The organism is Paraburkholderia sp. JHI869, assembly GCF_038900775.1.
Taxonomy (GTDB): Bacteria; Pseudomonadota; Gammaproteobacteria; order Burkholderiales; family Burkholderiaceae; genus Paraburkholderia.
In genome coordinates, this window is sequence record NZ_JAYMSC010000021.1 from 17,098 (window position 1) to 34,984 (window position 17,887).

Annotated in this window: 31 protein-coding genes; all 31 read left to right on the plus strand. The window is 59.5% G+C overall.

What is annotated here, in order from left to right:
• Window positions 1-90: 90 nt before the first annotated feature.
• The gene (rpsL, locus tag VSR72_RS29035; RefSeq protein ID WP_027797953.1) at window positions 91-471 is read left to right on the plus strand and encodes a 30S ribosomal protein S12; all 381 of its coding nucleotides are present in this window, start codon (window positions 91-93) and stop codon (window positions 469-471) included.
• Between the two features lie 201 nt (window positions 472-672).
• Window positions 673-1,143 carry a 30S ribosomal protein S7 gene (gene rpsG, locus VSR72_RS29040; RefSeq protein WP_006053291.1) on the plus strand — a complete coding sequence of 157 codons (471 nt, stop codon included), beginning with the start codon at window positions 673-675 and terminating at the stop codon, window positions 1,141-1,143.
• A gap of 149 nt (window positions 1,144-1,292) precedes the next feature.
• Window positions 1,293-3,395: an elongation factor G gene (gene fusA / locus VSR72_RS29045; protein ID WP_342955762.1), complete on the plus strand. Its 2,103-nt coding sequence runs from the start codon at window positions 1,293-1,295 to the stop codon at window positions 3,393-3,395.
• Between the two features lie 95 nt (window positions 3,396-3,490).
• Entirely contained in the window at window positions 3,491-4,681 is a 1,191-nt protein-coding gene (gene tuf, locus VSR72_RS29050) for an elongation factor Tu (RefSeq protein WP_028371383.1), read from the plus strand.
• A 137-nt stretch (window positions 4,682-4,818) separates the two neighbouring features.
• On the plus strand, window positions 4,819-5,130 hold the full coding sequence (gene rpsJ / locus VSR72_RS29055; RefSeq protein WP_017777154.1) for a 30S ribosomal protein S10: 312 nt from the start codon (window positions 4,819-4,821) through the stop codon (window positions 5,128-5,130).
• Window positions 5,131-5,329: 199 nt separating this feature from the next.
• On the plus strand, window positions 5,330-5,989 hold the full coding sequence (gene rplC, locus VSR72_RS29060) for a 50S ribosomal protein L3 (RefSeq protein WP_052406167.1): 660 nt from the start codon (window positions 5,330-5,332) through the stop codon (window positions 5,987-5,989).
• Window positions 5,989-6,609 (plus strand): 50S ribosomal protein L4, encoded by a 621-nt coding sequence (rplD, locus tag VSR72_RS29065; RefSeq protein ID WP_028222627.1) that lies wholly within the window; start codon window positions 5,989-5,991, stop codon window positions 6,607-6,609. The genes rplC and rplD overlap by 1 nt, the downstream gene beginning before the upstream one ends.
• Window positions 6,606-6,920, plus strand: coding sequence for a 50S ribosomal protein L23 (gene rplW / locus VSR72_RS29070; protein ID WP_028206513.1), 315 nt, complete (start codon window positions 6,606-6,608; stop codon window positions 6,918-6,920). The genes rplD and rplW overlap by 4 nt, the downstream gene beginning before the upstream one ends.
• A gap of 2 nt (window positions 6,921-6,922) precedes the next feature.
• Window positions 6,923-7,750 (plus strand): 50S ribosomal protein L2, encoded by an 828-nt coding sequence (gene rplB, locus VSR72_RS29075; RefSeq protein ID WP_069268211.1) that lies wholly within the window; start codon window positions 6,923-6,925, stop codon window positions 7,748-7,750.
• Between the two features lie 10 nt (window positions 7,751-7,760).
• On the plus strand, window positions 7,761-8,036 hold the full coding sequence (rpsS, locus tag VSR72_RS29080; protein WP_027797286.1) for a 30S ribosomal protein S19: 276 nt from the start codon (window positions 7,761-7,763) through the stop codon (window positions 8,034-8,036).
• A 12-nt stretch (window positions 8,037-8,048) separates the two neighbouring features.
• Entirely contained in the window at window positions 8,049-8,378 is a 330-nt protein-coding gene (gene rplV, locus VSR72_RS29085; RefSeq protein ID WP_004199272.1) for a 50S ribosomal protein L22, read from the plus strand.
• Between the two features lie 11 nt (window positions 8,379-8,389).
• A complete protein-coding gene (rpsC, locus tag VSR72_RS29090; protein WP_342955763.1) occupies window positions 8,390-9,169 on the plus strand; it encodes a 30S ribosomal protein S3 in 780 nt (259 codons plus the stop codon).
• Between the two features lie 2 nt (window positions 9,170-9,171).
• Complete coding sequence (gene rplP / locus VSR72_RS29095; protein ID WP_042269753.1) at window positions 9,172-9,588, plus strand: 50S ribosomal protein L16; 417 nt, start codon at window positions 9,172-9,174, stop codon at window positions 9,586-9,588.
• Window positions 9,589-9,598: 10 nt separating this feature from the next.
• Window positions 9,599-9,793, plus strand: a complete 195-nt coding sequence (gene rpmC / locus VSR72_RS29100) for a 50S ribosomal protein L29 (RefSeq protein WP_028206515.1) — start codon at window positions 9,599-9,601, stop codon at window positions 9,791-9,793.
• Window positions 9,790-10,062: a 30S ribosomal protein S17 gene (gene rpsQ / locus VSR72_RS29105; RefSeq protein ID WP_028206516.1), complete on the plus strand. Its 273-nt coding sequence runs from the start codon at window positions 9,790-9,792 to the stop codon at window positions 10,060-10,062. The genes rpmC and rpsQ overlap by 4 nt, the downstream gene beginning before the upstream one ends.
• Window positions 10,063-10,408: 346 nt before the next feature.
• Entirely contained in the window at window positions 10,409-10,777 is a 369-nt protein-coding gene (gene rplN / locus VSR72_RS29110) for a 50S ribosomal protein L14 (RefSeq protein ID WP_028206517.1), read from the plus strand.
• Between the two features lie 9 nt (window positions 10,778-10,786).
• A complete protein-coding gene (rplX, locus tag VSR72_RS29115) occupies window positions 10,787-11,095 on the plus strand; it encodes a 50S ribosomal protein L24 (protein WP_027819348.1) in 309 nt (102 codons plus the stop codon).
• A gap of 16 nt (window positions 11,096-11,111) precedes the next feature.
• The gene (gene rplE / locus VSR72_RS29120) at window positions 11,112-11,651 is read left to right on the plus strand and encodes a 50S ribosomal protein L5 (RefSeq protein ID WP_028206519.1); all 540 of its coding nucleotides are present in this window, start codon (window positions 11,112-11,114) and stop codon (window positions 11,649-11,651) included.
• A gap of 7 nt (window positions 11,652-11,658) precedes the next feature.
• The gene (gene rpsN / locus VSR72_RS29125; protein ID WP_069268214.1) at window positions 11,659-11,964 is read left to right on the plus strand and encodes a 30S ribosomal protein S14; all 306 of its coding nucleotides are present in this window, start codon (window positions 11,659-11,661) and stop codon (window positions 11,962-11,964) included.
• A gap of 14 nt (window positions 11,965-11,978) precedes the next feature.
• Window positions 11,979-12,374, plus strand: a complete 396-nt coding sequence (gene rpsH, locus VSR72_RS29130) for a 30S ribosomal protein S8 (protein WP_027819345.1) — start codon at window positions 11,979-11,981, stop codon at window positions 12,372-12,374.
• An 18-nt stretch (window positions 12,375-12,392) separates the two neighbouring features.
• Window positions 12,393-12,923, plus strand: coding sequence for a 50S ribosomal protein L6 (rplF, locus tag VSR72_RS29135; RefSeq protein WP_133186304.1), 531 nt, complete (start codon window positions 12,393-12,395; stop codon window positions 12,921-12,923).
• 12 nt (window positions 12,924-12,935) lie between these two features.
• The gene (gene rplR / locus VSR72_RS29140) at window positions 12,936-13,301 is read left to right on the plus strand and encodes a 50S ribosomal protein L18 (protein WP_027819343.1); all 366 of its coding nucleotides are present in this window, start codon (window positions 12,936-12,938) and stop codon (window positions 13,299-13,301) included.
• A 14-nt stretch (window positions 13,302-13,315) separates the two neighbouring features.
• A complete protein-coding gene (gene rpsE / locus VSR72_RS29145) occupies window positions 13,316-13,834 on the plus strand; it encodes a 30S ribosomal protein S5 (RefSeq protein WP_028206522.1) in 519 nt (172 codons plus the stop codon).
• Window positions 13,835-13,845: 11 nt separating this feature from the next.
• Window positions 13,846-14,028: a 50S ribosomal protein L30 gene (gene rpmD, locus VSR72_RS29150; RefSeq protein ID WP_027819341.1), complete on the plus strand. Its 183-nt coding sequence runs from the start codon at window positions 13,846-13,848 to the stop codon at window positions 14,026-14,028.
• Window positions 14,029-14,058: 30 nt separating this feature from the next.
• Entirely contained in the window at window positions 14,059-14,493 is a 435-nt protein-coding gene (gene rplO / locus VSR72_RS29155; protein WP_027797298.1) for a 50S ribosomal protein L15, read from the plus strand.
• A gap of 59 nt (window positions 14,494-14,552) precedes the next feature.
• Window positions 14,553-15,899 carry a preprotein translocase subunit SecY gene (gene secY / locus VSR72_RS29160; protein WP_028206524.1) on the plus strand — a complete coding sequence of 449 codons (1,347 nt, stop codon included), beginning with the start codon at window positions 14,553-14,555 and terminating at the stop codon, window positions 15,897-15,899.
• An 8-nt stretch (window positions 15,900-15,907) separates the two neighbouring features.
• On the plus strand, window positions 15,908-16,126 hold the full coding sequence (gene infA, locus VSR72_RS29165) for a translation initiation factor IF-1 (protein WP_004521905.1): 219 nt from the start codon (window positions 15,908-15,910) through the stop codon (window positions 16,124-16,126).
• Between the two features lie 21 nt (window positions 16,127-16,147).
• Complete coding sequence (gene rpmJ / locus VSR72_RS29170) at window positions 16,148-16,264, plus strand: 50S ribosomal protein L36 (protein ID WP_027819338.1); 117 nt, start codon at window positions 16,148-16,150, stop codon at window positions 16,262-16,264.
• A gap of 35 nt (window positions 16,265-16,299) precedes the next feature.
• Window positions 16,300-16,665, plus strand: coding sequence for a 30S ribosomal protein S13 (gene rpsM / locus VSR72_RS29175; protein ID WP_028206525.1), 366 nt, complete (start codon window positions 16,300-16,302; stop codon window positions 16,663-16,665).
• Window positions 16,666-16,693: 28 nt separating this feature from the next.
• Window positions 16,694-17,098, plus strand: a complete 405-nt coding sequence (rpsK, locus tag VSR72_RS29180) for a 30S ribosomal protein S11 (RefSeq protein ID WP_006052224.1) — start codon at window positions 16,694-16,696, stop codon at window positions 17,096-17,098.
• Window positions 17,099-17,251: 153 nt separating this feature from the next.
• Window positions 17,252-17,875 carry a 30S ribosomal protein S4 gene (gene rpsD / locus VSR72_RS29185; protein WP_342955764.1) on the plus strand — a complete coding sequence of 208 codons (624 nt, stop codon included), beginning with the start codon at window positions 17,252-17,254 and terminating at the stop codon, window positions 17,873-17,875.
• The last annotated feature ends 12 nt before the right edge of the window (window positions 17,876-17,887 follow it).

Sequence of the window (17,887 nt, forward strand, 5' to 3'; positions counted from 1 at the left end):
TCCCGGAATTCTCGTAGGAGTAAAGATGCATGCATTTCCGCTTTGCCCGGAAATAAATGCGTCGATTTTGTTCAATTTCAGGAATAAACAATGCCAACCATCAATCAACTGGTTCGCAAAGGCCGCGCTTCGGAAGCTACGAAGAGCAAGTCGCCGGCCCTGCAGGACTGCCCGCAGCGTCGCGGCGTGTGCACCCGTGTGTACACGACGACGCCGAAGAAGCCGAACTCGGCACTCCGTAAGGTCGCCAAGGTGCGCCTGACGAACGGCTTCGAAGTCATTTCGTACATCGGTGGTGAAGGCCACAACCTGCAGGAACACTCGGTCGTGCTGATCCGCGGCGGCCGTGTGAAGGACTTGCCGGGTGTGCGTTACCACATGGTTCGTGGCTCGCTGGATACCCAGGGCGTCAAGGATCGTAAGCAGGCTCGTTCGAAGTACGGTGCAAAGCGCGCCAAGGCTGCTAAGTAAGCGTCCGCAGTTAAGTTGTACGGGTCGTCCCGCTTTTTCGAGAGCAGGCGATAAAAGCGACAGGTGCCGGATTGGCCGGTGCTGTCGAGTAAGTGGTCACCCGACCAGGCTGGTAAGTCGTAATGGATGAATCGGGTTAGTTGGTGGCCGCGGAGCGTGAGGTTCAATCCACGCTTCAACTGAAAAGTTAAAGGAAGAAACATGCCGCGTCGTCGCGAAGTCCCCAAGCGGGAAGTGTTGCCGGATCCGAAGTTCGGCAACGTTGATGTAGCCAAGTTCATGAACGTGCTGATGCTCTCCGGCAAGAAGTCGGTTGCCGAGCGTATCGTGTACGGCGCTTTCGAACAGATCCAGACCAAGGGTGGCAAGGACCCGCTGGAAGTGTTCACTGTCGCGCTCAACAACGTGAAGCCGGTGGTGGAAGTGAAGAGCCGCCGCGTTGGTGGTGCGAACTATCAGGTTCCGGTCGAAGTGCGCCCCTCGCGTCGTATGGCATTGGCGATGCGTTGGCTGCGTGAAGCCGCGAAGAAGCGCAGCGAGAAGTCGATGGCCCTGCGTCTGGCAGGTGAACTCTCCGAAGCGGCCGAAGGCCGTGGCGGCGCGATGAAGAAGCGCGACGAAGTTCACCGGATGGCAGAAGCGAACAAGGCGTTCTCGCACTTCCGCTTCTAAGAGAAAACCCCTACCGGGGTTTGCTCAAAAAACGGAAAAATTTCCGGGCGGGTGCGCTTATCGAGCGCCTCGCCCGTTTGTGTTCAGGCGCGTTGGGATCAACCCGGTCGGGATCGAGCCCGGCGCGCACCTCCCGATAGAGGATCAAAGTGGCACGCAAGACTCCTATCGAGCGCTACCGCAACATCGGTATTAGCGCTCACATCGACGCCGGCAAGACGACGACGACCGAGCGCATTCTGTTTTACACCGGCGTGAACCACAAGATTGGTGAAGTTCACGACGGCGCCGCGACCATGGACTGGATGGAGCAGGAACAGGAGCGTGGCATCACGATCACGTCCGCTGCTACGACCGCGTTCTGGAAGGGCATGGGCGGCAACTACCCCGAGCACCGCATCAACATCATCGACACCCCGGGCCACGTCGACTTCACGATTGAAGTCGAGCGCTCGATGCGCGTGCTCGACGGCGCGTGCATGGTCTACTGCGCAGTGGGCGGCGTGCAGCCGCAGTCGGAAACGGTGTGGCGTCAGGCGAACAAGTACAAGGTTCCCCGTCTCGCGTTCGTCAACAAGATGGACCGTACCGGCGCGAACTTCTTCAAGGTCTACGACCAGCTGAAGAACCGCCTGAAGGCGAACCCGGTTCCCGTCGTGGTGCCGATCGGCGCTGAAGAAAACTTCAAGGGCGTCGTCGACCTCCTGAAGATGAAGGCGATCATTTGGGACGAAGCCTCGCAAGGCACGAAGTTCGACTACGTCGACATCCCGGCCGAACTCGTTGACACGTGCAACGAGTGGCGCGAAAAGATGATCGAGTCGGCTGCTGAAGCCAGCGAAGAGCTGATGGAAAAGTACCTCGGCGGCGAAGAGCTGTCCGAAGCGGAAATCGTCAAGGCGATCCGCGACCGGACCATCGCTTGCGAAATCCAGCCGATGCTGTGCGGTACCGCGTTCAAGAACAAGGGCGTGCAGCGTATGCTCGACGCCGTGATCGACTTCCTGCCGTCGCCGGTGGACATCCCCCCGGTCACGGGCGAACTCGAAAACGGCGAGAAGGCAGAGCGCCGCGCATCCGACGACGAGAAGTTCTCGGCACTCGCGTTCAAGATCATGACCGACCCGTTCGTCGGCCAGCTGATCTTCTTCCGCGCGTACTCGGGCATCGTCAACTCGGGCGACACCGTGCTGAACTCGACCAAGGGCAAGAAGGAACGCCTCGGCCGTATTCTGCAGATGCACGCGAACAACCGCGAAGAAATCAAGGAAGTTCGTGCAGGCGACATCGCCGCAGCCGTTGGCCTGAAGGAAGCAACCACGGGCGACACGCTGTGCGACCCGGCGAACCCGATCATCCTGGAACGCATGGTGTTCCCGGAGCCGGTGATCTCGCAGGCTGTCGAGCCGAAGACCAAGGCTGACCAGGAAAAGATGGGCCTCGCCCTGAACCGCCTGGCGCAGGAAGACCCGTCGTTCCGCGTCCAGACGGACGAGGAATCGGGCCAGACCATCATTTCGGGCATGGGCGAGCTCCACCTCGAAATTCTGGTCGACCGCATGAAGCGCGAATTCAACGTGGAAGCGACTGTCGGCAAGCCGCAGGTCGCGTACCGCGAAACGATCCGCGCCACGGCGAAGGACGTCGAAGGCAAGTTCGTCAAGCAGTCGGGCGGTCGCGGCCAGTTCGGTCACGCTGTCATCACGCTTGAGCCGAACGAGCAGGGCAAGGGCTACGAGTTCCTGGACGAGATCAAGGGCGGTGTGATTCCGCGCGAATTCATCCCGGCGGTGAACAAGGGTATCGAGGAAACGCTGAAGGCTGGCGTGCTGGCGGGCTTCCCGGTCGTCGACGTGAAGGTTCACCTGACGTTCGGTTCGTACCACGACGTTGACTCGAACGAAAATGCGTTCCGCATGGCTGGTTCGATGGCGTTCAAGGAAGCCATGCGCAAGGCGCAGCCGGTCATCCTCGAACCGATGATGGCCGTCGAAGTCGAAACGCCGGAAGACTACATGGGCAACGTGATGGGCGACCTGTCGAGCCGTCGCGGTATCGTCCAGGGCATGGAAGACATGGTTGGCGGCGGCAAGATCGTTCGCGCCGAAGTGCCGCTGTCGGAAATGTTCGGCTATTCGACGTCGCTGCGCTCGCTGTCGCAAGGCCGCGCAACGTACACGATGGAATTCAAGCACTACGCAGAAGCACCGCGTAACGTGGCCGACGCGATCATCAGCGCGAAGGCGAAGTAAGCATCGGCATTCAGTTGACCATGCGACGAACCAGGCATGGGTCTGGTTCGCATCGCCCAGTCACCGATTCACCACTTTTTTGAAAGAAGAGAAACATGGCAAAAGGTAAATTCGAGCGGACCAAGCCGCACGTGAACGTGGGCACGATCGGTCACGTTGACCACGGCAAGACCACGCTGACGGCAGCGATCACGACGGTTCTGACCGCAAAGTTCGGCGGCGAAGCAAAGGCGTACGACCAGATCGACGCAGCGCCGGAAGAAAAGGCACGTGGTATTACCATCAACACCGCGCACGTCGAGTACGAAACGGCTAACCGCCACTACGCACACGTCGACTGCCCGGGCCACGCTGACTACGTGAAGAACATGATCACGGGCGCGGCACAGATGGACGGCGCAATCCTGGTGTGCTCGGCCGCTGACGGCCCGATGCCGCAAACGCGTGAGCACATCCTGCTCGCCCGTCAGGTTGGCGTGCCTTACATCATCGTGTTCCTGAACAAGTGCGACATGGTCGACGACGCCGAGCTGCTCGAGCTGGTCGAAATGGAAGTGCGCGAGCTCCTGTCGAAGTACGACTTCCCGGGCGACGACACGCCGATCATCAAGGGTTCGGCCAAGCTGGCGCTGGAAGGCGACAAGGGCGAACTGGGTGAAGTGGCGATCATGAACCTGGCCGACGCACTGGACACGTACATCCCGACGCCGGAGCGTGCAGTTGACGGCGCGTTCCTGATGCCGGTGGAAGACGTGTTCTCGATCTCGGGTCGCGGCACGGTGGTGACGGGTCGCGTCGAGCGCGGCATCGTCAAGGTCGGCGAGGAAATCGAAATCGTCGGTATCAAGCCGACGGTGAAGACGACCTGCACGGGCGTGGAAATGTTCCGCAAGCTGCTCGACCAGGGTCAGGCAGGCGACAACGTTGGTATCCTGCTGCGCGGCACGAAGCGTGAAGACGTGGAGCGTGGCCAGGTTCTGGCCAAGCCGGGTTCGATCACGCCGCACACGCACTTCACGGCTGAAGTGTACGTGCTGAGCAAGGACGAAGGCGGCCGTCACACGCCGTTCTTCAACAACTACCGTCCGCAGTTCTACTTCCGTACGACGGACGTGACGGGCTCGATCGAGCTGCCGAAGGACAAGGAAATGGTCATGCCGGGCGACAACGTGTCGATCACGGTGAAGCTGATCGCTCCGATCGCGATGGAAGAAGGTCTGCGCTTCGCAATCCGCGAAGGTGGCCGTACCGTCGGCGCCGGCGTGGTTGCAAAGATCATCGAGTAATTCGAGTACAATACTCGGCTTGCTTTAGCAGTTGATGTACCCTGGGTCCGTCCCGCGACGCCTTGTCGCGGGACGGACCTGCGCTCTTTATATCGTCTGGCGGCGCAAGTCCGCCTCGCTCTTTTCAAGGAATCATCATGCAGAACCAAAAAATCCGTATCCGCCTGAAAGCATTCGACTATCGCCTGATCGACCAGTCGGCTGCTGAAATCGTCGATACGGCGAAGCGCACGGGCGCCATCGTCCGCGGTCCGGTGCCGCTGCCGACGCGTATCCAGCGTTTCGACATCCTGCGTTCGCCGCACGTCAACAAGACGTCGCGCGACCAGCTTGAAATCCGCACGCACCTGCGCCTGATGGACATCGTCGACCCGACGGACAAGACCGTTGACGCGCTGATGAAGCTGGACCTCCCGGCTGGCGTGGACGTCGAAATCAAGCTGCAGTAAGAGCCTCAAGCGCTACCAGAATCTTCTGGTGGCGCTAAGTCTTTGATTGCTTGCGGAAAACGAGAAAGGACGTTATACTTGACGTCTTTTCGCGCGTTTGCGCAAAAAATCGGTGTGTCCTTTCGGGCCTTTACCCTGAAAACATGCCGGTACTTTGTAAATTAGCCCCGACCAATCGCAGTCGGGAATGGAGAAAACGATGAGCCTTGGACTCGTAGGTCGCAAGGTTGGCATGACCCGTATCTTCACGGCCGAAGGGGATTCGATTCCCGTGACCGTGCTGGACGTGTCCGACAACCGCGTGACGCAGATCAAGACTGTTGAAACCGACGGCTACACGGCCGTGCAGGTTGCTTTCGGTACTCGCCGCGCATCGCGCGTGACGAAGCCGCTCGCAGGTCATCTCGCCAAAGCTGGCGTTCAAGCCGGTGAAATCCTCAAGGAATTCCAGATCGACGCCGCTAAGGCCGCCGAACTGTCCGCTGGCGCTGTGATCGGTGTGGAACTCTTCGAAGAAGGCCAGAAAATCGACGTGCAAGGCACCTCGATCGGTAAGGGCTACGCCGGTACCATCAAGCGTTACAACTTCGCTTCGGGTCGTGCTTCGCACGGTAACTCGCGCTCGCACAATGTGCCGGGCTCGATCGGTATGGCGCAGGATCCGGGTCGTGTTTTCCCGGGTAAGCGCATGACCGGTCACATGGGTGACGAAACCGTGACGGTGCAAAACCTCGAAATCGCCCGTATCGACGCAGAGCGCAAGCTTCTGCTGGTCAAGGGTGCTGTCCCGGGTGCAAAGGGCGGCAAGGTTTTCGTGACGCCCGCCGTCAAGGCGCGCGCCAAGAAAGGAGCGCAATAATGGAACTGAAGCTCCTGAATGCTAATGGTCAGGAAGGCGCAGCAGTTAACGCGTCGGACGTCGTGTTCGGCCGTGACTACAACGAAGCGCTGATTCACCAGATCGTTGTCGCCTACCAGGCGAACGCGCGCAGCGGTAACCGCGCGCAGAAGGACCGCGAGCAGGTCAAGCACACCACCAAGAAGCCGTGGCGTCAGAAGGGTACGGGCCGCGCTCGTGCCGGTATGTCGTCGAGCCCGTTGTGGCGTGGCGGTGGTCGCATCTTCCCGAATTCGCCGGAAGAAAACTTCTCGCACAAGGTCAACAAGAAGATGCATCGCGCAGGCCTCTGCTCGATCTTCTCGCAGCTGGCCCGCGAAGGCCGCATCTCGGTCGTGGAAGAGCTGTCGCTCGAAGCGCCGAAGACGAAGCTGCTGGCCGAAAAGTTCAAGGCCATGGGTCTCGAATCCGTGCTGGTCATCACCGACACGGTCGACGAGAACCTGTTCCTGGCGTCGCGCAACCTGCCCCACGTGGCAGTCGTTGAGCCGCGCTTTGCCGACCCGCTCTCGCTGATCTACTTCAAGAAGATCCTGATCACGAAGGCAGCGGTCGCCCAGATCGAGGAGTTGCTGTCATGAGCGAGATTCGCAAGAACGATCATCGTTTGATGCAGGTCCTGCTCGCACCGGTGATCTCCGAAAAGGCGACCCTGGTGGCTGAGAAGAACGAACAAGTCGTCTTCGAAGTCGCGCCGGACGCGAACAAGCAGGAAGTGAAGGCTGCTGTCGAGCTGCTGTTCAAGGTGGAAGTCGAGTCCGTCAATGTGCTGGTCCAGAAGGGCAAAGCCAAGCGCTTTGGCCGCTTCAACGGCAAGCGCAAGGACGTGAAGAAGGCGTACGTCTGCCTGAAGCCCGGCCAGGAAATCAACTTTGAAGCGGAGGCCAAGTAATCATGGCAATCGTGAAAGTTAAGCCGACCTCGCCGGGTCGCCGCGCGATGGTCAAGATCGTCAACAAGGACCTCCACAAGGGCGCGCCGTTCGCGGCACTGCTCGAGAAGAAGTCCTCGACGGCTGGCCGTAACAACAACGGTCGCATCACGACGCGTCACCAGGGTGGTGGTCACAAGCAGCACTACCGTGTGATCGATTTCCGTCGTACGAAGGATGGCATCCCCGCGAAGGTGGAGCGTCTCGAGTATGACCCGAACCGTAGCGCGAACATTGCGCTGGTTCTTTACGCAGACGGCGAGCGCCGCTACATCATCGCGCCGAAGGGCGTGACGGTTGGCACGCAGCTGATGTCGGGTTCGGAAGCGCCGATCCGTGCAGGCAACACGCTGCCGATCCGCAACATTCCGGTCGGTACGACGATCCACTGCATCGAAATGCTGCCGGGCAAGGGCGCGCAAATGGCGCGTTCGGCTGGCACGTCGGCAATGCTGCTGGCACGTGAAGGCGTCTACGCGCAGGTTCGTCTGCGTTCGGGCGAAATCCGCCGCGTGCACGTTGAATGCCGTGCAACGATCGGTGAAGTCGGCAACGAAGAGCACAGCCTCCGTCAAATCGGTAAGGCTGGCGCGAACCGCTGGCGCGGTATCCGCCCGACGGTCCGTGGCGTTGCAATGAACCCGGTCGACCACCCGCACGGTGGTGGCGAAGGCAAGACTGCGGCTGGTCGCGACCCGGTGAGCCCGTGGGGCACGCCGACGAAGGGCTATCGCACCCGCAGCAACAAGCGCACGACGAGCATGATCGTCCAGCGCCGTCACAAGCGTTAAGGAGTAGGCAATGGCACGTTCTATTAAGAAAGGTCCGTTCTGCGACGCCCATTTGCTGAAGAAGGTTGAGGCGGCTGCAGCTACGCGCGACAAGAAACCGATCAAGACCTGGTCGCGTCGTTCGACGATCCTGCCGGACTTCATCGGCCTGACGATCGCCGTTCACAACGGCCGTCAACACGTTCCGGTGTATGTCACGGAAAACATGGTCGGCCACAAGCTTGGCGAGTTCGCACTGACCCGTACGTTCAAGGGTCACGCGGCCGACAAGAAGGCCAAGAAATAAGGGGCAATCAAGATGGAAGTGAAGGCAATTCATCGCGGTGCCCGCATCTCGGCGCAGAAGACGCGCCTTGTGGCTGACCAGATCCGCGGTCTGCCGGTCGACAAGGCACTGAACGTTCTGACGTTCTCGCCGAAGAAAGCGGCTGGCATCGTGAAAAAGGTTGTGCTCTCGGCGATCGCAAACGCGGAACACAACGAAGGCGCCGATATCGACGAGCTCAAGATCAAGAGCATCTACGTCGACAAGGCTGCTTCGCTGAAGCGTTTCACCGCACGCGCAAAGGGTCGCGGTAACCGCATCGAGAAGCAATCCTGTCACATCACTGTGACGGTCGGGAATTAAGGAGCCATACGATGGGACAGAAAATTCATCCGACTGGCTTCCGTTTGGCCGTCAGCCGCAATTGGGCTTCGCGTTGGTACGCGAACAACAACAATTTCGCGGCGATGTTGAAGGAAGACATCGGTGTTCGTGAATACCTGAAGAAGAAGCTGAAGAACGCTTCGGTGGGCCGTGTTGTGATCGAGCGTCCGGCAAAGAACGCTCGCATCACGATTTACAGCTCGCGCCCGGGTGTGGTGATCGGCAAGAAGGGCGAGGACATCGAACTCCTCAAGGCCGAACTCCAGAAGCGCATGGGCGTTCCGGTTCACGTGAACATCGAAGAAATCCGCAAGCCGGAAACCGATGCTCAACTGATCGCCGATTCGATCACGCAGCAGCTCGAGCGCCGCATCATGTTCCGTCGCGCAATGAAGCGCGCGATGCAGAACGCAATGCGTCTGGGTGCCCAGGGCATCAAGATCATGAGCGCCGGCCGTCTGAACGGTATCGAAATCGCACGTACCGAGTGGTACCGCGAAGGTCGAGTGCCGCTTCACACGCTGCGTGCTGACATCGACTACGCAACCTCGGAAGCGAAGACGACGTACGGCATCATCGGCGTGAAGGTTTGGGTCTACAAGGGCGACACGCTCGGCCGCAACGACGCACCGGTGGTGGAAGAAGTCGCCGAAGAAAAGCGTCCGCGCCGCAATGCGCGTCCGGGCGATCGTCGTCCGCGCCGTGATGGCGAAGGCGCACCGGGTGCCCGTCGTGGCGCTCCGCGCCGTGACGGCAAGAGTGGAGAATAACGATGCTGCAACCGAAACGCAGGAAGTATCGCAAAGAGCAGAAGGGTCGTAACACCGGTATCGCAACGCGCGGCAACGCCGTTTCGTTCGGTGAATACGGTCTGAAGGCTATCGGTCGTGGTCGCCTGACCGCGCGTCAGATTGAAGCAGCGCGTCGTGCAATGACGCGTCACATCAAGCGTGGCGGCCGCATCTGGATCCGTATCTTCCCGGACAAGCCGATCTCGCAAAAGCCGGCGGAAGTGCGTATGGGTAACGGTAAGGGTAACCCTGAGTACTACGTCGCCGAGATTCAGCCGGGCAAGATGCTGTATGAAATGGATGGTGTGTCCGAAGAACTGGCCCGTGAAGCCTTCCGTCTGGCTGCAGCCAAGCTGCCGCTGAAGACGGTCTTCATGGTTCGCCAGCTCGGCGCCTAAGGAGTGATTGATGAAGGCATCTGAACTTCTTCAGAAAGACAAGGCCGCGCTCGACAAAGAGCTGTCGGACCTCTTGAAGGCGCAATTCGGCCTGCGCATGCAACTCGCGACCCAGCAGCTCACGAACACGAGCCAGCTGAAGAAGGTTCGTCGCGACATCGCACGTGTGCGGACCGTCCTGACTCAGAAGGCGAACCAGAAATGAACGAAAGCGTGAAAACCTCGCTTAAGCGGACGCTGGTCGGCAAGGTCGTCAGCAACAAGATGGACAAGACGGTCACCGTCCTGGTCGAGCGCCGCGTCAAGCACCCGATCTACGGCAAGTACGTCGTGCAGTCGAAGAAGTACCACGCTCACGACGAAGCGAACACGTACAACGAGGGTGACCTCGTTGAAATCCAGGAAACCCGTCCTCTCTCGAAGACGAAGGCCTGGACCGTGTCGAAGCTGATCGAAGCAGCACGCGTCATCTAAAAGTGGCGCAACACCCCGGGGAGCAACTTCCCGGGGTGTAGAAGTAATTGAAATCGCTAAAGATTTCGCTTGCTAGACCAAGATTATCGAGTTATAGTCTTGGTCTTCCCTCTTTATGGGTTTGCTGTTGGCAAAGCAGCAGGCGAAAATAGGTGGGGAAGCAGATCCGGGCGCCAGTCCGGGTTAGCAAGATTCACCGGAATGCGATGGCCGGTTTCGTTTGCCGTCGCTGCTGTTCTTACCCAAGCAGCTGAGCGGTCGTTCTAGTGGCGGCGCGGCTGACGGGACCAAGACTGACCGGATGTGCCATGGTGGCGCGACCGGATTAAGTTGGGAAAGATAAACCATGATCCAGACCGAAACTCGGCTTGAAGTAGCCGACAACACGGGTGCACGTGAAGTTCTGTGCATCAAGGTGCTCGGCGGCTCGAAGCGTCGTTATGCCAGCATTGGCGACATCATCAAGGTGAGCGTCAAGGAAGCAACGCCGCGCGGGCGCGTGAAGAAGGGCGAAATCTACAACGCTGTTGTGGTTCGCACTGCGAAGGGCGTGCGCCGTCAAGACGGCTCGCTGATCAAGTTCGATGGCAACGCCGCCGTGCTTTTGAATACCAAGCTTGAGCCGATCGGCACCCGTATCTTCGGGCCGGTTACGCGTGAGCTGCGTAGCGAACGATTCATGAAGATCGTTTCGCTGGCGCCGGAAGTGCTGTAAGGAGCCGCGATGAACAAGATTCGCAAGGGTGACGAAGTTATCGTCGTTACCGGCAAAGACAAGGGTAAGCGCGGTGTCGTCGTGGCCATCGGCGAAGAGCGCGTCACTGTCGAAGGCATCAACATCGCTAAGAAGCATGTGAAGCCGAACCCGATGAAGGGTACGACGGGTGGCGTGGAAGCCAAGGCAATGCCGCTGGCTATCTCGAACGTCGCACTGGTCGACGCGAACGGTAAGCCGTCGCGCGTGGGCATCAAGGTCGAAGGGGACAAGAAGGTTCGTTTCCTGAAGACGACCGGTGCTGTTCTGAGCGCCTGACGCTGCGGAGTAAAAAATGGCACGTTTGCAAGAATTTTATAAAGAGAAGGTCGTTCCTGGCCTGATCGAGAAGTTCGGTTACAAGTCGGTCATGGAAGTGCCGCGCCTCACCAAGATCACCCTGAACATGGGTGTGGGTGAAGCCGTCGCTGACAAGAAGGTCCTCGAGCACGCCGTTGGCGACCTCACGAAGATCGCCGGCCAGAAGCCCGTTATCACGAAGTCGCGCAAGGCAATCGCCGGCTTCAAGATTCGCGAAAGCTACCCGATCGGCACGATGGTTACGCTGCGTGGCAATGCCATGTACGAATTCCTGGACCGTTTCGTGACGGTTGCGCTGCCCCGCGTGCGCGACTTCCGCGGCGTGTCGGGCAAGGCGTTCGACGGCCGTGGTAACTACAACATCGGTGTGAAAGAGCAGATCATTTTCCCCGAAATCGACTACGACAAGATCGACGCGCTGCGTGGGCTGAACATCAGCATCACGACGACCGCGAAGACCGACGAAGAAGCAAAGGCACTGCTCGCCGGCTTCAAGTTCCCGTTCAGAAACTGAGGTTACCGTGGCTAAACTGGCACTGATCGAACGTGAAAAGAAGCGCGCTCGTCTGGCAGCGAAATTTGCGCCGAAGCGCGCAGCGCTGAAGGCGATCATCGACGACCAAAGCAAGTCGGAAGAAGAGCGCTATTCGGCTCGCCTGGAACTGCAACAACTGCCGCGCAACTCGAACCCGACTCGCAAGCGTAACCGCTGCGCGCTCACGGGTCGTCCGCGTGGCACGTTCCGCAAATTCGGTCTCGCACGTAACAAGATTCGTGAAATCGCGTTCCGTGGTGAGATCCCTGGCATCACCAAGGCGAGCTGGTAATAGGAGAAACATAAATGAGCATGAGTGATCCTATCGCCGATATGCTGACTCGCATCCGCAATGCGCAGATGGTCGAGAAGGTTTCGGTTGCTATGCCCTCGTCGAAAGTGAAGATTGCGATTGCGCAGGTTCTGAAGGACGAAGGCTATATCGACGACTTCGCGGTGAAAACCGAAGGTGCGAAGTCGGAATTGAACATCGCGTTGAAGTACTACGCTGGCCGTCCCGTTATCGAGCGCATCGAACGCGTCTCGAAGCCGGGTCTGCGCGTGTACCGCGGCCGCAACGACATCCCGCAGGTCATGAATGGCCTGGGCGTTGCGATCGTTTCGACGCCGAAGGGTGTGATGACGGACCGCAAGGCGCGCGCTACTGGCGTCGGCGGCGAAGTTATCTGCTACGTCGCTTAAGGCCTAAGGAGAAGAAACATGTCTCGAGTAGGTAAGAGCCCGATCGCGCTGCAAGGCGCAGAAGCGACGCTCAGCGACGAGAAGATTACCGTCAAGGGCCCGCTGGGTACGATTTCGCAAGCTGCGAACCGCCTCGTGAAGGTGGTGAACGACAACGGCACGCTGAAGTTTGAGCCGACCGACGAAAGCCGCGAAGCCAATGCGATGTCGGGCACGATGCGCGCGATTGTCGCGAACATGGTGCAAGGCGTGACGAAGGGTTTCGAGCGCAAGCTGACGCTGGTTGGCGTTGGTTATCGTGCTCAAGCGCAAGGCGACAAGCTGAACCTGTCGCTGGGTTTCTCGCACCCCGTGGTGCACCAGATGCCGGAAGGCGTGAAGGCCGAAACCCCGTCGCAAACGGAAATCGTGATCAAGGGGATCGACAAGCAACAAGTTGGCCAGGTCGCTGCGGAAGTCCGCGGCTACCGCCCGCCGGAGCCCTATAAGGGCAAGGGTGTGCGCTACGCCAACGAGGTTGTGATCCTCAAAGAAACGAAGAAGAAGTAAGGGTGCGCAATCATGGATAAGACTCAATCTCGCCTGCGCCGCGCTCGTCAGACGCGTCTCAAGATCGCTGAGCTGCAGGTCGCGCGTCTGGCCGTGCATCGCACGAACACGCACATCTATGCGCAAGTGTTCTCGCCCTGCGGCACCAAGGTGCTGGCCAGCGCGTCGACGCTCGAAGCCGAAGTGCGCGCGCAACTGGCTGACCAGTCGGGCAAGGGCGGCAACGTCGCTGCAGCCTCGCTGATCGGCAAGCGTATTGCAGAAAAGGCTAAGGCCGCCGGCATCGAATCCGTCGCCTTTGACCGCTCGGGTTTCCGCTATCACGGCCGCGTCAAAGCGCTGGCTGATGCTGCGCGCGAAGCCGGGCTCAAGTTCTAAGGAAGGAATTCGTCATGGCAAAGATGCAAGCGAAAGTTCAGGCTGACGAACGCGACGACGGCCTCCGCGAAAAAATGATTTCGGTCAATCGCGTGACCAAGGTCGTGAAGGGTGGCCGTATTCTCGGCTTCGCCGCACTGACCGTGGTTGGCGACGGTGATGGCCGCGTCGGTATGGGCAAGGGCAAGTCGAAGGAAGTGCCCGTTGCTGTCCAGAAGGCGATGGAACAAGCTCGCCGCAACATGTTCAAGGTGCCCCTGAAGAACGGCACCCTGCAACACGAAGTGCATGGCAAGCATGGCGCATCGGTCGTCCTCCTCGCTCCGGCGAAGGCTGGTACGGGCGTGATCGCCGGCGGCCCGATGCGCGCAGTGTTCGACGTGATGGGCGTGCAGAACGTCGTGGCCAAGAGCCACGGTTCGACGAACCCGTACAACCTCGTTCGTGCCACGCTGGACGGTCTGCGCAAGCAGTCGACCCCGGCTGACATCGCAGCGAAGCGCGGCAAGTCCGTCGAAGACATTCTGGGCTAAGGGTGGGCACCATGTCTGAAAAAACTGTCAAGGTTCAGCTCGTCAAGAGCCTGATTGGGACCCGCGATACGCACCGTGCCACTGTGCGCGGTCTCGGCCTGCGCCGCCTGAACTCGGTTTCCGAGCTGCAGGACACGCCGGCTGTGCGCGGCATGATCAACAAGGTCTCGTACCTCGTTAAGGTCATCGGCTAAGCGGTCGACCAAAGACTCCAGGAGTTTGAAATGGAATTGAATAACCTGAAGCCGGCAGAAGGCGCGAAGCACGCTAAGCGTCGCGTCGGTCGCGGCATCGGCTCTGGCCTCGGCAAGACCGCTGGCCGTGGTCACAAGGGTCAGAAATCGCGTTCGGGCGGCTTCCACAAGGTTGGCTTCGAAGGCGGTCAAATGCCGCTGCAGCGTCGTCTGCCGAAGCGCGGCTTCACCTCGCTGACGAAGGAATTCGTCGGTGAAGTGCGCCTCGCCGACATCGAGAAGCTGCCGGTCGACGAAATCGATCTGCTGGCTCTCAAGCAGGCAGGCCTCGTGGGCGAACTGACCAAGAGCGCGAAGATCATCGCTACCGGCGAGATCAAGCGTAAGGTCGTCGTGAAGGGTCTGGGTGCGACGAAGAATGCGCGTGCTGCGATTGAAGCAGCAGGCGGTTCTTTTGCCGAGTGATTGTGAGTGGTGCGTGCGGGCTTGCCCGCCGTCACTAGCATCTGCATCGGAGAAGCTACTTGGCTAACAGCCCGAGTCTCGCAAAAACCGGTCGCAGCGCTCCGAAGTTCGGCGACCTGCGTCGGCGTGCAGTGTTCCTGCTGCTGGCGTTGGTCGTTTATCGTATCGGCGCGCATATTCCGGTTCCGGGTATCGATCCGGACCAACTGGCGAAGCTCTTCCAGAGCCAGTCGGGCGGCATCCTTGGCATGTTCAACATGTTCTCGGGTGGCGCACTGTCGCGGTTCACGATCTTCGCGCTGGGTGTGATGCCGTATATTTCGGCGTCGATCATCCTGCAGCTGATGGCGATTGTCTCGCCGCAGCTGGAAGCGCTGAAGAAAGAAGGACAGGCTGGGCAACGCAAGATCACGCAGTACACGCGGATCTTCACGGTGGTGCTGGCGACGTTTCAGGCGTTCGGCATCGCGGTCGCGCTGGAAAACCAGCCCGGCCTCGTGATCGATCCGGGCATGGTGTTCCGCTTGACGACGGTCGTGACGCTCGTAACGGGCACGATGTTCCTGATGTGGCTTGGTGAGCAGATCACGGAACGCGGGCTTGGCAACGGTATCTCGATCATCATCTTCGGCGGGATCGCGGCAGGCTTCCCGAATGCGCTCGGTGGGCTTTTCGAACTGGTTCGCACCGGCTCGATGAGCATCATCTCGGCGATCATCGTGGTCGTTCTGATCGCAGCCGTGACGTACCTGGTGGTGTTCATTGAACGCGGCCAGCGCAAGATCCTCGTGAACTATGCGAAGCGCCAGGTCGGTAACAAGATTTACGGCGGGCAGTCGTCCCACCTGCCGCTCAAGCTGAACATGTCGGGTGTGATTCCGCCGATCTTCGCGTCGTCGATCATCCTGTTCCCGGCAACCATCCTGAACTGGTTCAGTTCGGGTTCGCGAACCGGCTGGTTTGCGGACACGCTGCACAACGTGGCCGAAGCCCTCAAGCCTGGCCAGCCCGTGTACGTGTTGCTGTACGCGTTGGCGATCGTGTTCTTCTGCTTCTTCTACACCGCACTGGTGTTCAACAGCAGGGAAACGGCCGACAACCTGAAAAAGAGTGGCGCGTTCGTTCCTGGCATCCGCCCGGGCGATCAGACGGCACGCTATATCGACCGCATCCTCACGCGTCTGACGCTGGCCGGTGCGATCTATATCGTGTTCGTTTGCCTGCTGCCGGAGTTTTTGGTGCTGCGCTGGAATGTGCCGTTTTATTTTGGTGGAACGTCGCTGCTGATCATTGTCGTCGTCACAATGGACTTCATGGCGCAGGTGCAGTCGTACGTGATGTCGCAACAATATGAATCGCTGCTCAAGAAGGCCAACTTCAAGGGCGGCGGCGTCCCGATGCGTTAAAAGGACCTATGGCCAAAGACGATGTAATCCAGATGCAAGGCGAGGTGATCGAAAACCTCCCCAACGCGACCTTCCGGGTGAAGCTGGAAAACGGCCATGTCGTTCTGGGACATATTTCCGGAAAGATGCGGATGCACTACATCCGCATTCTCCCGGGCGACAAGGTGACGGTTGAGTTGACGCCTTACGATCTGTCGCGTGCGCGGATCGTGTTCCGGGCGAAGTGATTTAGGAAAAAGGGTAATATCATGAAAGTGATGGCTTCGGTAAAGCGCATTTGCCGTAACTGCAAAATCATCAAGCGCAACGGCGTCGTTCGCGTGATCTGCAGCTCGGACCCGCGCCACAAGCAGCGCCAAGGCTGATTAGCGCGCTTGCGCTTTTTGTTTGAGGAAAAACAATGGCTCGTATTGCAGGGGTTAACATCCCGAACCACCAGCACACCGAAATCGGCCTGACGGCAATTTTTGGTGTTGGCCGCACGCGTTCGCGCAACATCTGCGTGTCCGCCGGTGTGCCGTTCAACAAGAAGGTCAAGGACCTGAACGACGCGGATCTGGAAAAGCTGCGTGAGGAAGTGGGCAAGTTTGTCGTCGAAGGCGATCTCCGCCGTGAAGTGACGATGAACATCAAGCGCCTGATGGACCTCGGCTGCTACCGCGGCGTGCGCCATCGCAAGGGCCTGCCCCTGCGTGGCCAGCGTACGCGTACCAACGCACGTACGCGTAAGGGTCCGCGCCGCGCAGCACAGTCGCTGAAGAAGTAAGCGGAACTGAAAGTTACAGGAAAACGTAATGGCTAAGGCTTCGAACAACTCCGCGGCGCAACGCGTTCGCAAGAAGGTTAAGAAGAACGTCGCCGAGGGCGTGGTTCACGTTCACGCGTCGTTCAACAACACGATCATCACGATCACCGACCGTCAAGGCAACGCGCTTGCCTGGGCAACGTCGGGCGGTCAGGGCTTCAAGGGTTCGCGTAAATCGACGCCCTTCGCAGCTCAGGTCGCAGCTGAATCGGCTGGCCGTGTTGCAATGGAATACGGCGTCAAGAACCTCGAAGTGCGTATCAAGGGCCCCGGCCCGGGTCGCGAATCGGCGGTGCGCGCGCTGCATGGTCTTGGCATCAAGATCACCGCGATCTCCGACGTTACGCCGGTCCCGCACAACGGCTGCCGTCCGCCGAAGCGCCGCCGTATCTAAGGCGTCGTTTTAGCCGAACGCCTGAGCCGCCGGAAACGGCGACCCAGGCTCTCGGCGTTATTGAATTGACTAAGCCCACCGTTCGGTCCAAAGGGCCGGACTAGCGCGAAATCGACTTAGGTTTTGCGTGATTAATTATCGAAGGAAAGCAACGTGGCACGTTATATCGGCCCGAAGGCCAAGCTGTCCCGCCGTGAAGGCACCGACCTCTTCCTGAAGAGCGCACGCCGCTCGCTCGCCGACAAGTGCAAGCTCGACAGCAAGCCGGGTCAGCACGGCCGCACCTCGGGCGCCCGTACGTCCGACTACGGCACGCAGCTTCGCGAAAAGCAGAAAGTGAAGCGTATCTACGGCGTGCTCGAGCGCCAGTTCCGCCGCTACTTCGCTGAAGCTGACCGTATCAAGGGCAACACCGGCGAAAACCTGCTGCAACTGCTCGAATCGCGTCTCGACAACGTCGTGTACCGCATGGGCTTCGCATCGACCCGCGCTGAAGCGCGCCAGCTCGTGGGCCACAAGGCTCTCACGCTGAACGGCGTCGTCGCGAACATCCCGTCGATGCAAGTGAAGGCTGGCGACGTCGTCGCGATTCGCGAAAAGGCGAAGAAGCAGGCGCGTATCGTCGAAGCCCTCTCGCTCGCAGAGCAAGGCGGCATGGCGAGCTGGGTGTCGGTCGACGCGAAGAAGTTCGAAGGCACGTTCAAGGGCATGCCTGAGCGCAGCGACATCGCTGGCGACATCAACGAAAGCCTGATCGTCGAATTGTATTCGCGGTAATCGGATTGACGG

Coding starts and splice junctions, on each gene's coding strand:
- rplO (WP_027797298.1), top strand. CDS start 14,059: ATGGAATTGAATAACCTGAAGCCGGCAGAAGGCGCGAAGCACGCTAAG.
- rpsJ (WP_017777154.1), top strand. CDS start 4,819: ATGCAGAACCAAAAAATCCGTATCCGCCTGAAAGCATTCGACTATCGC.
- tuf (WP_028371383.1), top strand. CDS start 3,491: ATGGCAAAAGGTAAATTCGAGCGGACCAAGCCGCACGTGAACGTGGGC.
- rpmD (WP_027819341.1), top strand. CDS start 13,846: ATGTCTGAAAAAACTGTCAAGGTTCAGCTCGTCAAGAGCCTGATTGGG.
- rpsL (WP_027797953.1), top strand. CDS start 91: ATGCCAACCATCAATCAACTGGTTCGCAAAGGCCGCGCTTCGGAAGCT.
- infA (WP_004521905.1), top strand. CDS start 15,908: ATGGCCAAAGACGATGTAATCCAGATGCAAGGCGAGGTGATCGAAAAC.
- rplC (WP_052406167.1), top strand. CDS start 5,330: ATGAGCCTTGGACTCGTAGGTCGCAAGGTTGGCATGACCCGTATCTTC.
- rplW (WP_028206513.1), top strand. CDS start 6,606: ATGAGCGAGATTCGCAAGAACGATCATCGTTTGATGCAGGTCCTGCTC.
- rpsC (WP_342955763.1), top strand. CDS start 8,390: ATGGGACAGAAAATTCATCCGACTGGCTTCCGTTTGGCCGTCAGCCGC.
- rpsE (WP_028206522.1), top strand. CDS start 13,316: ATGGCAAAGATGCAAGCGAAAGTTCAGGCTGACGAACGCGACGACGGC.
- rplN (WP_028206517.1), top strand. CDS start 10,409: ATGATCCAGACCGAAACTCGGCTTGAAGTAGCCGACAACACGGGTGCA.
- rplX (WP_027819348.1), top strand. CDS start 10,787: ATGAACAAGATTCGCAAGGGTGACGAAGTTATCGTCGTTACCGGCAAA.
- rpsG (WP_006053291.1), top strand. CDS start 673: ATGCCGCGTCGTCGCGAAGTCCCCAAGCGGGAAGTGTTGCCGGATCCG.
- rplP (WP_042269753.1), top strand. CDS start 9,172: ATGCTGCAACCGAAACGCAGGAAGTATCGCAAAGAGCAGAAGGGTCGT.
- rpsH (WP_027819345.1), top strand. CDS start 11,979: ATGAGCATGAGTGATCCTATCGCCGATATGCTGACTCGCATCCGCAAT.
- rpsQ (WP_028206516.1), top strand. CDS start 9,790: ATGAACGAAAGCGTGAAAACCTCGCTTAAGCGGACGCTGGTCGGCAAG.
- rplE (WP_028206519.1), top strand. CDS start 11,112: ATGGCACGTTTGCAAGAATTTTATAAAGAGAAGGTCGTTCCTGGCCTG.
- rpmC (WP_028206515.1), top strand. CDS start 9,599: ATGAAGGCATCTGAACTTCTTCAGAAAGACAAGGCCGCGCTCGACAAA.
- rplV (WP_004199272.1), top strand. CDS start 8,049: ATGGAAGTGAAGGCAATTCATCGCGGTGCCCGCATCTCGGCGCAGAAG.
- rpsK (WP_006052224.1), top strand. CDS start 16,694: ATGGCTAAGGCTTCGAACAACTCCGCGGCGCAACGCGTTCGCAAGAAG.
- rpsS (WP_027797286.1), top strand. CDS start 7,761: ATGGCACGTTCTATTAAGAAAGGTCCGTTCTGCGACGCCCATTTGCTG.
- rplD (WP_028222627.1), top strand. CDS start 5,989: ATGGAACTGAAGCTCCTGAATGCTAATGGTCAGGAAGGCGCAGCAGTT.
- rplF (WP_133186304.1), top strand. CDS start 12,393: ATGTCTCGAGTAGGTAAGAGCCCGATCGCGCTGCAAGGCGCAGAAGCG.
- rpsM (WP_028206525.1), top strand. CDS start 16,300: ATGGCTCGTATTGCAGGGGTTAACATCCCGAACCACCAGCACACCGAA.
- rplR (WP_027819343.1), top strand. CDS start 12,936: ATGGATAAGACTCAATCTCGCCTGCGCCGCGCTCGTCAGACGCGTCTC.
- rplB (WP_069268211.1), top strand. CDS start 6,923: ATGGCAATCGTGAAAGTTAAGCCGACCTCGCCGGGTCGCCGCGCGATG.
- rpmJ (WP_027819338.1), top strand. CDS start 16,148: ATGAAAGTGATGGCTTCGGTAAAGCGCATTTGCCGTAACTGCAAAATC.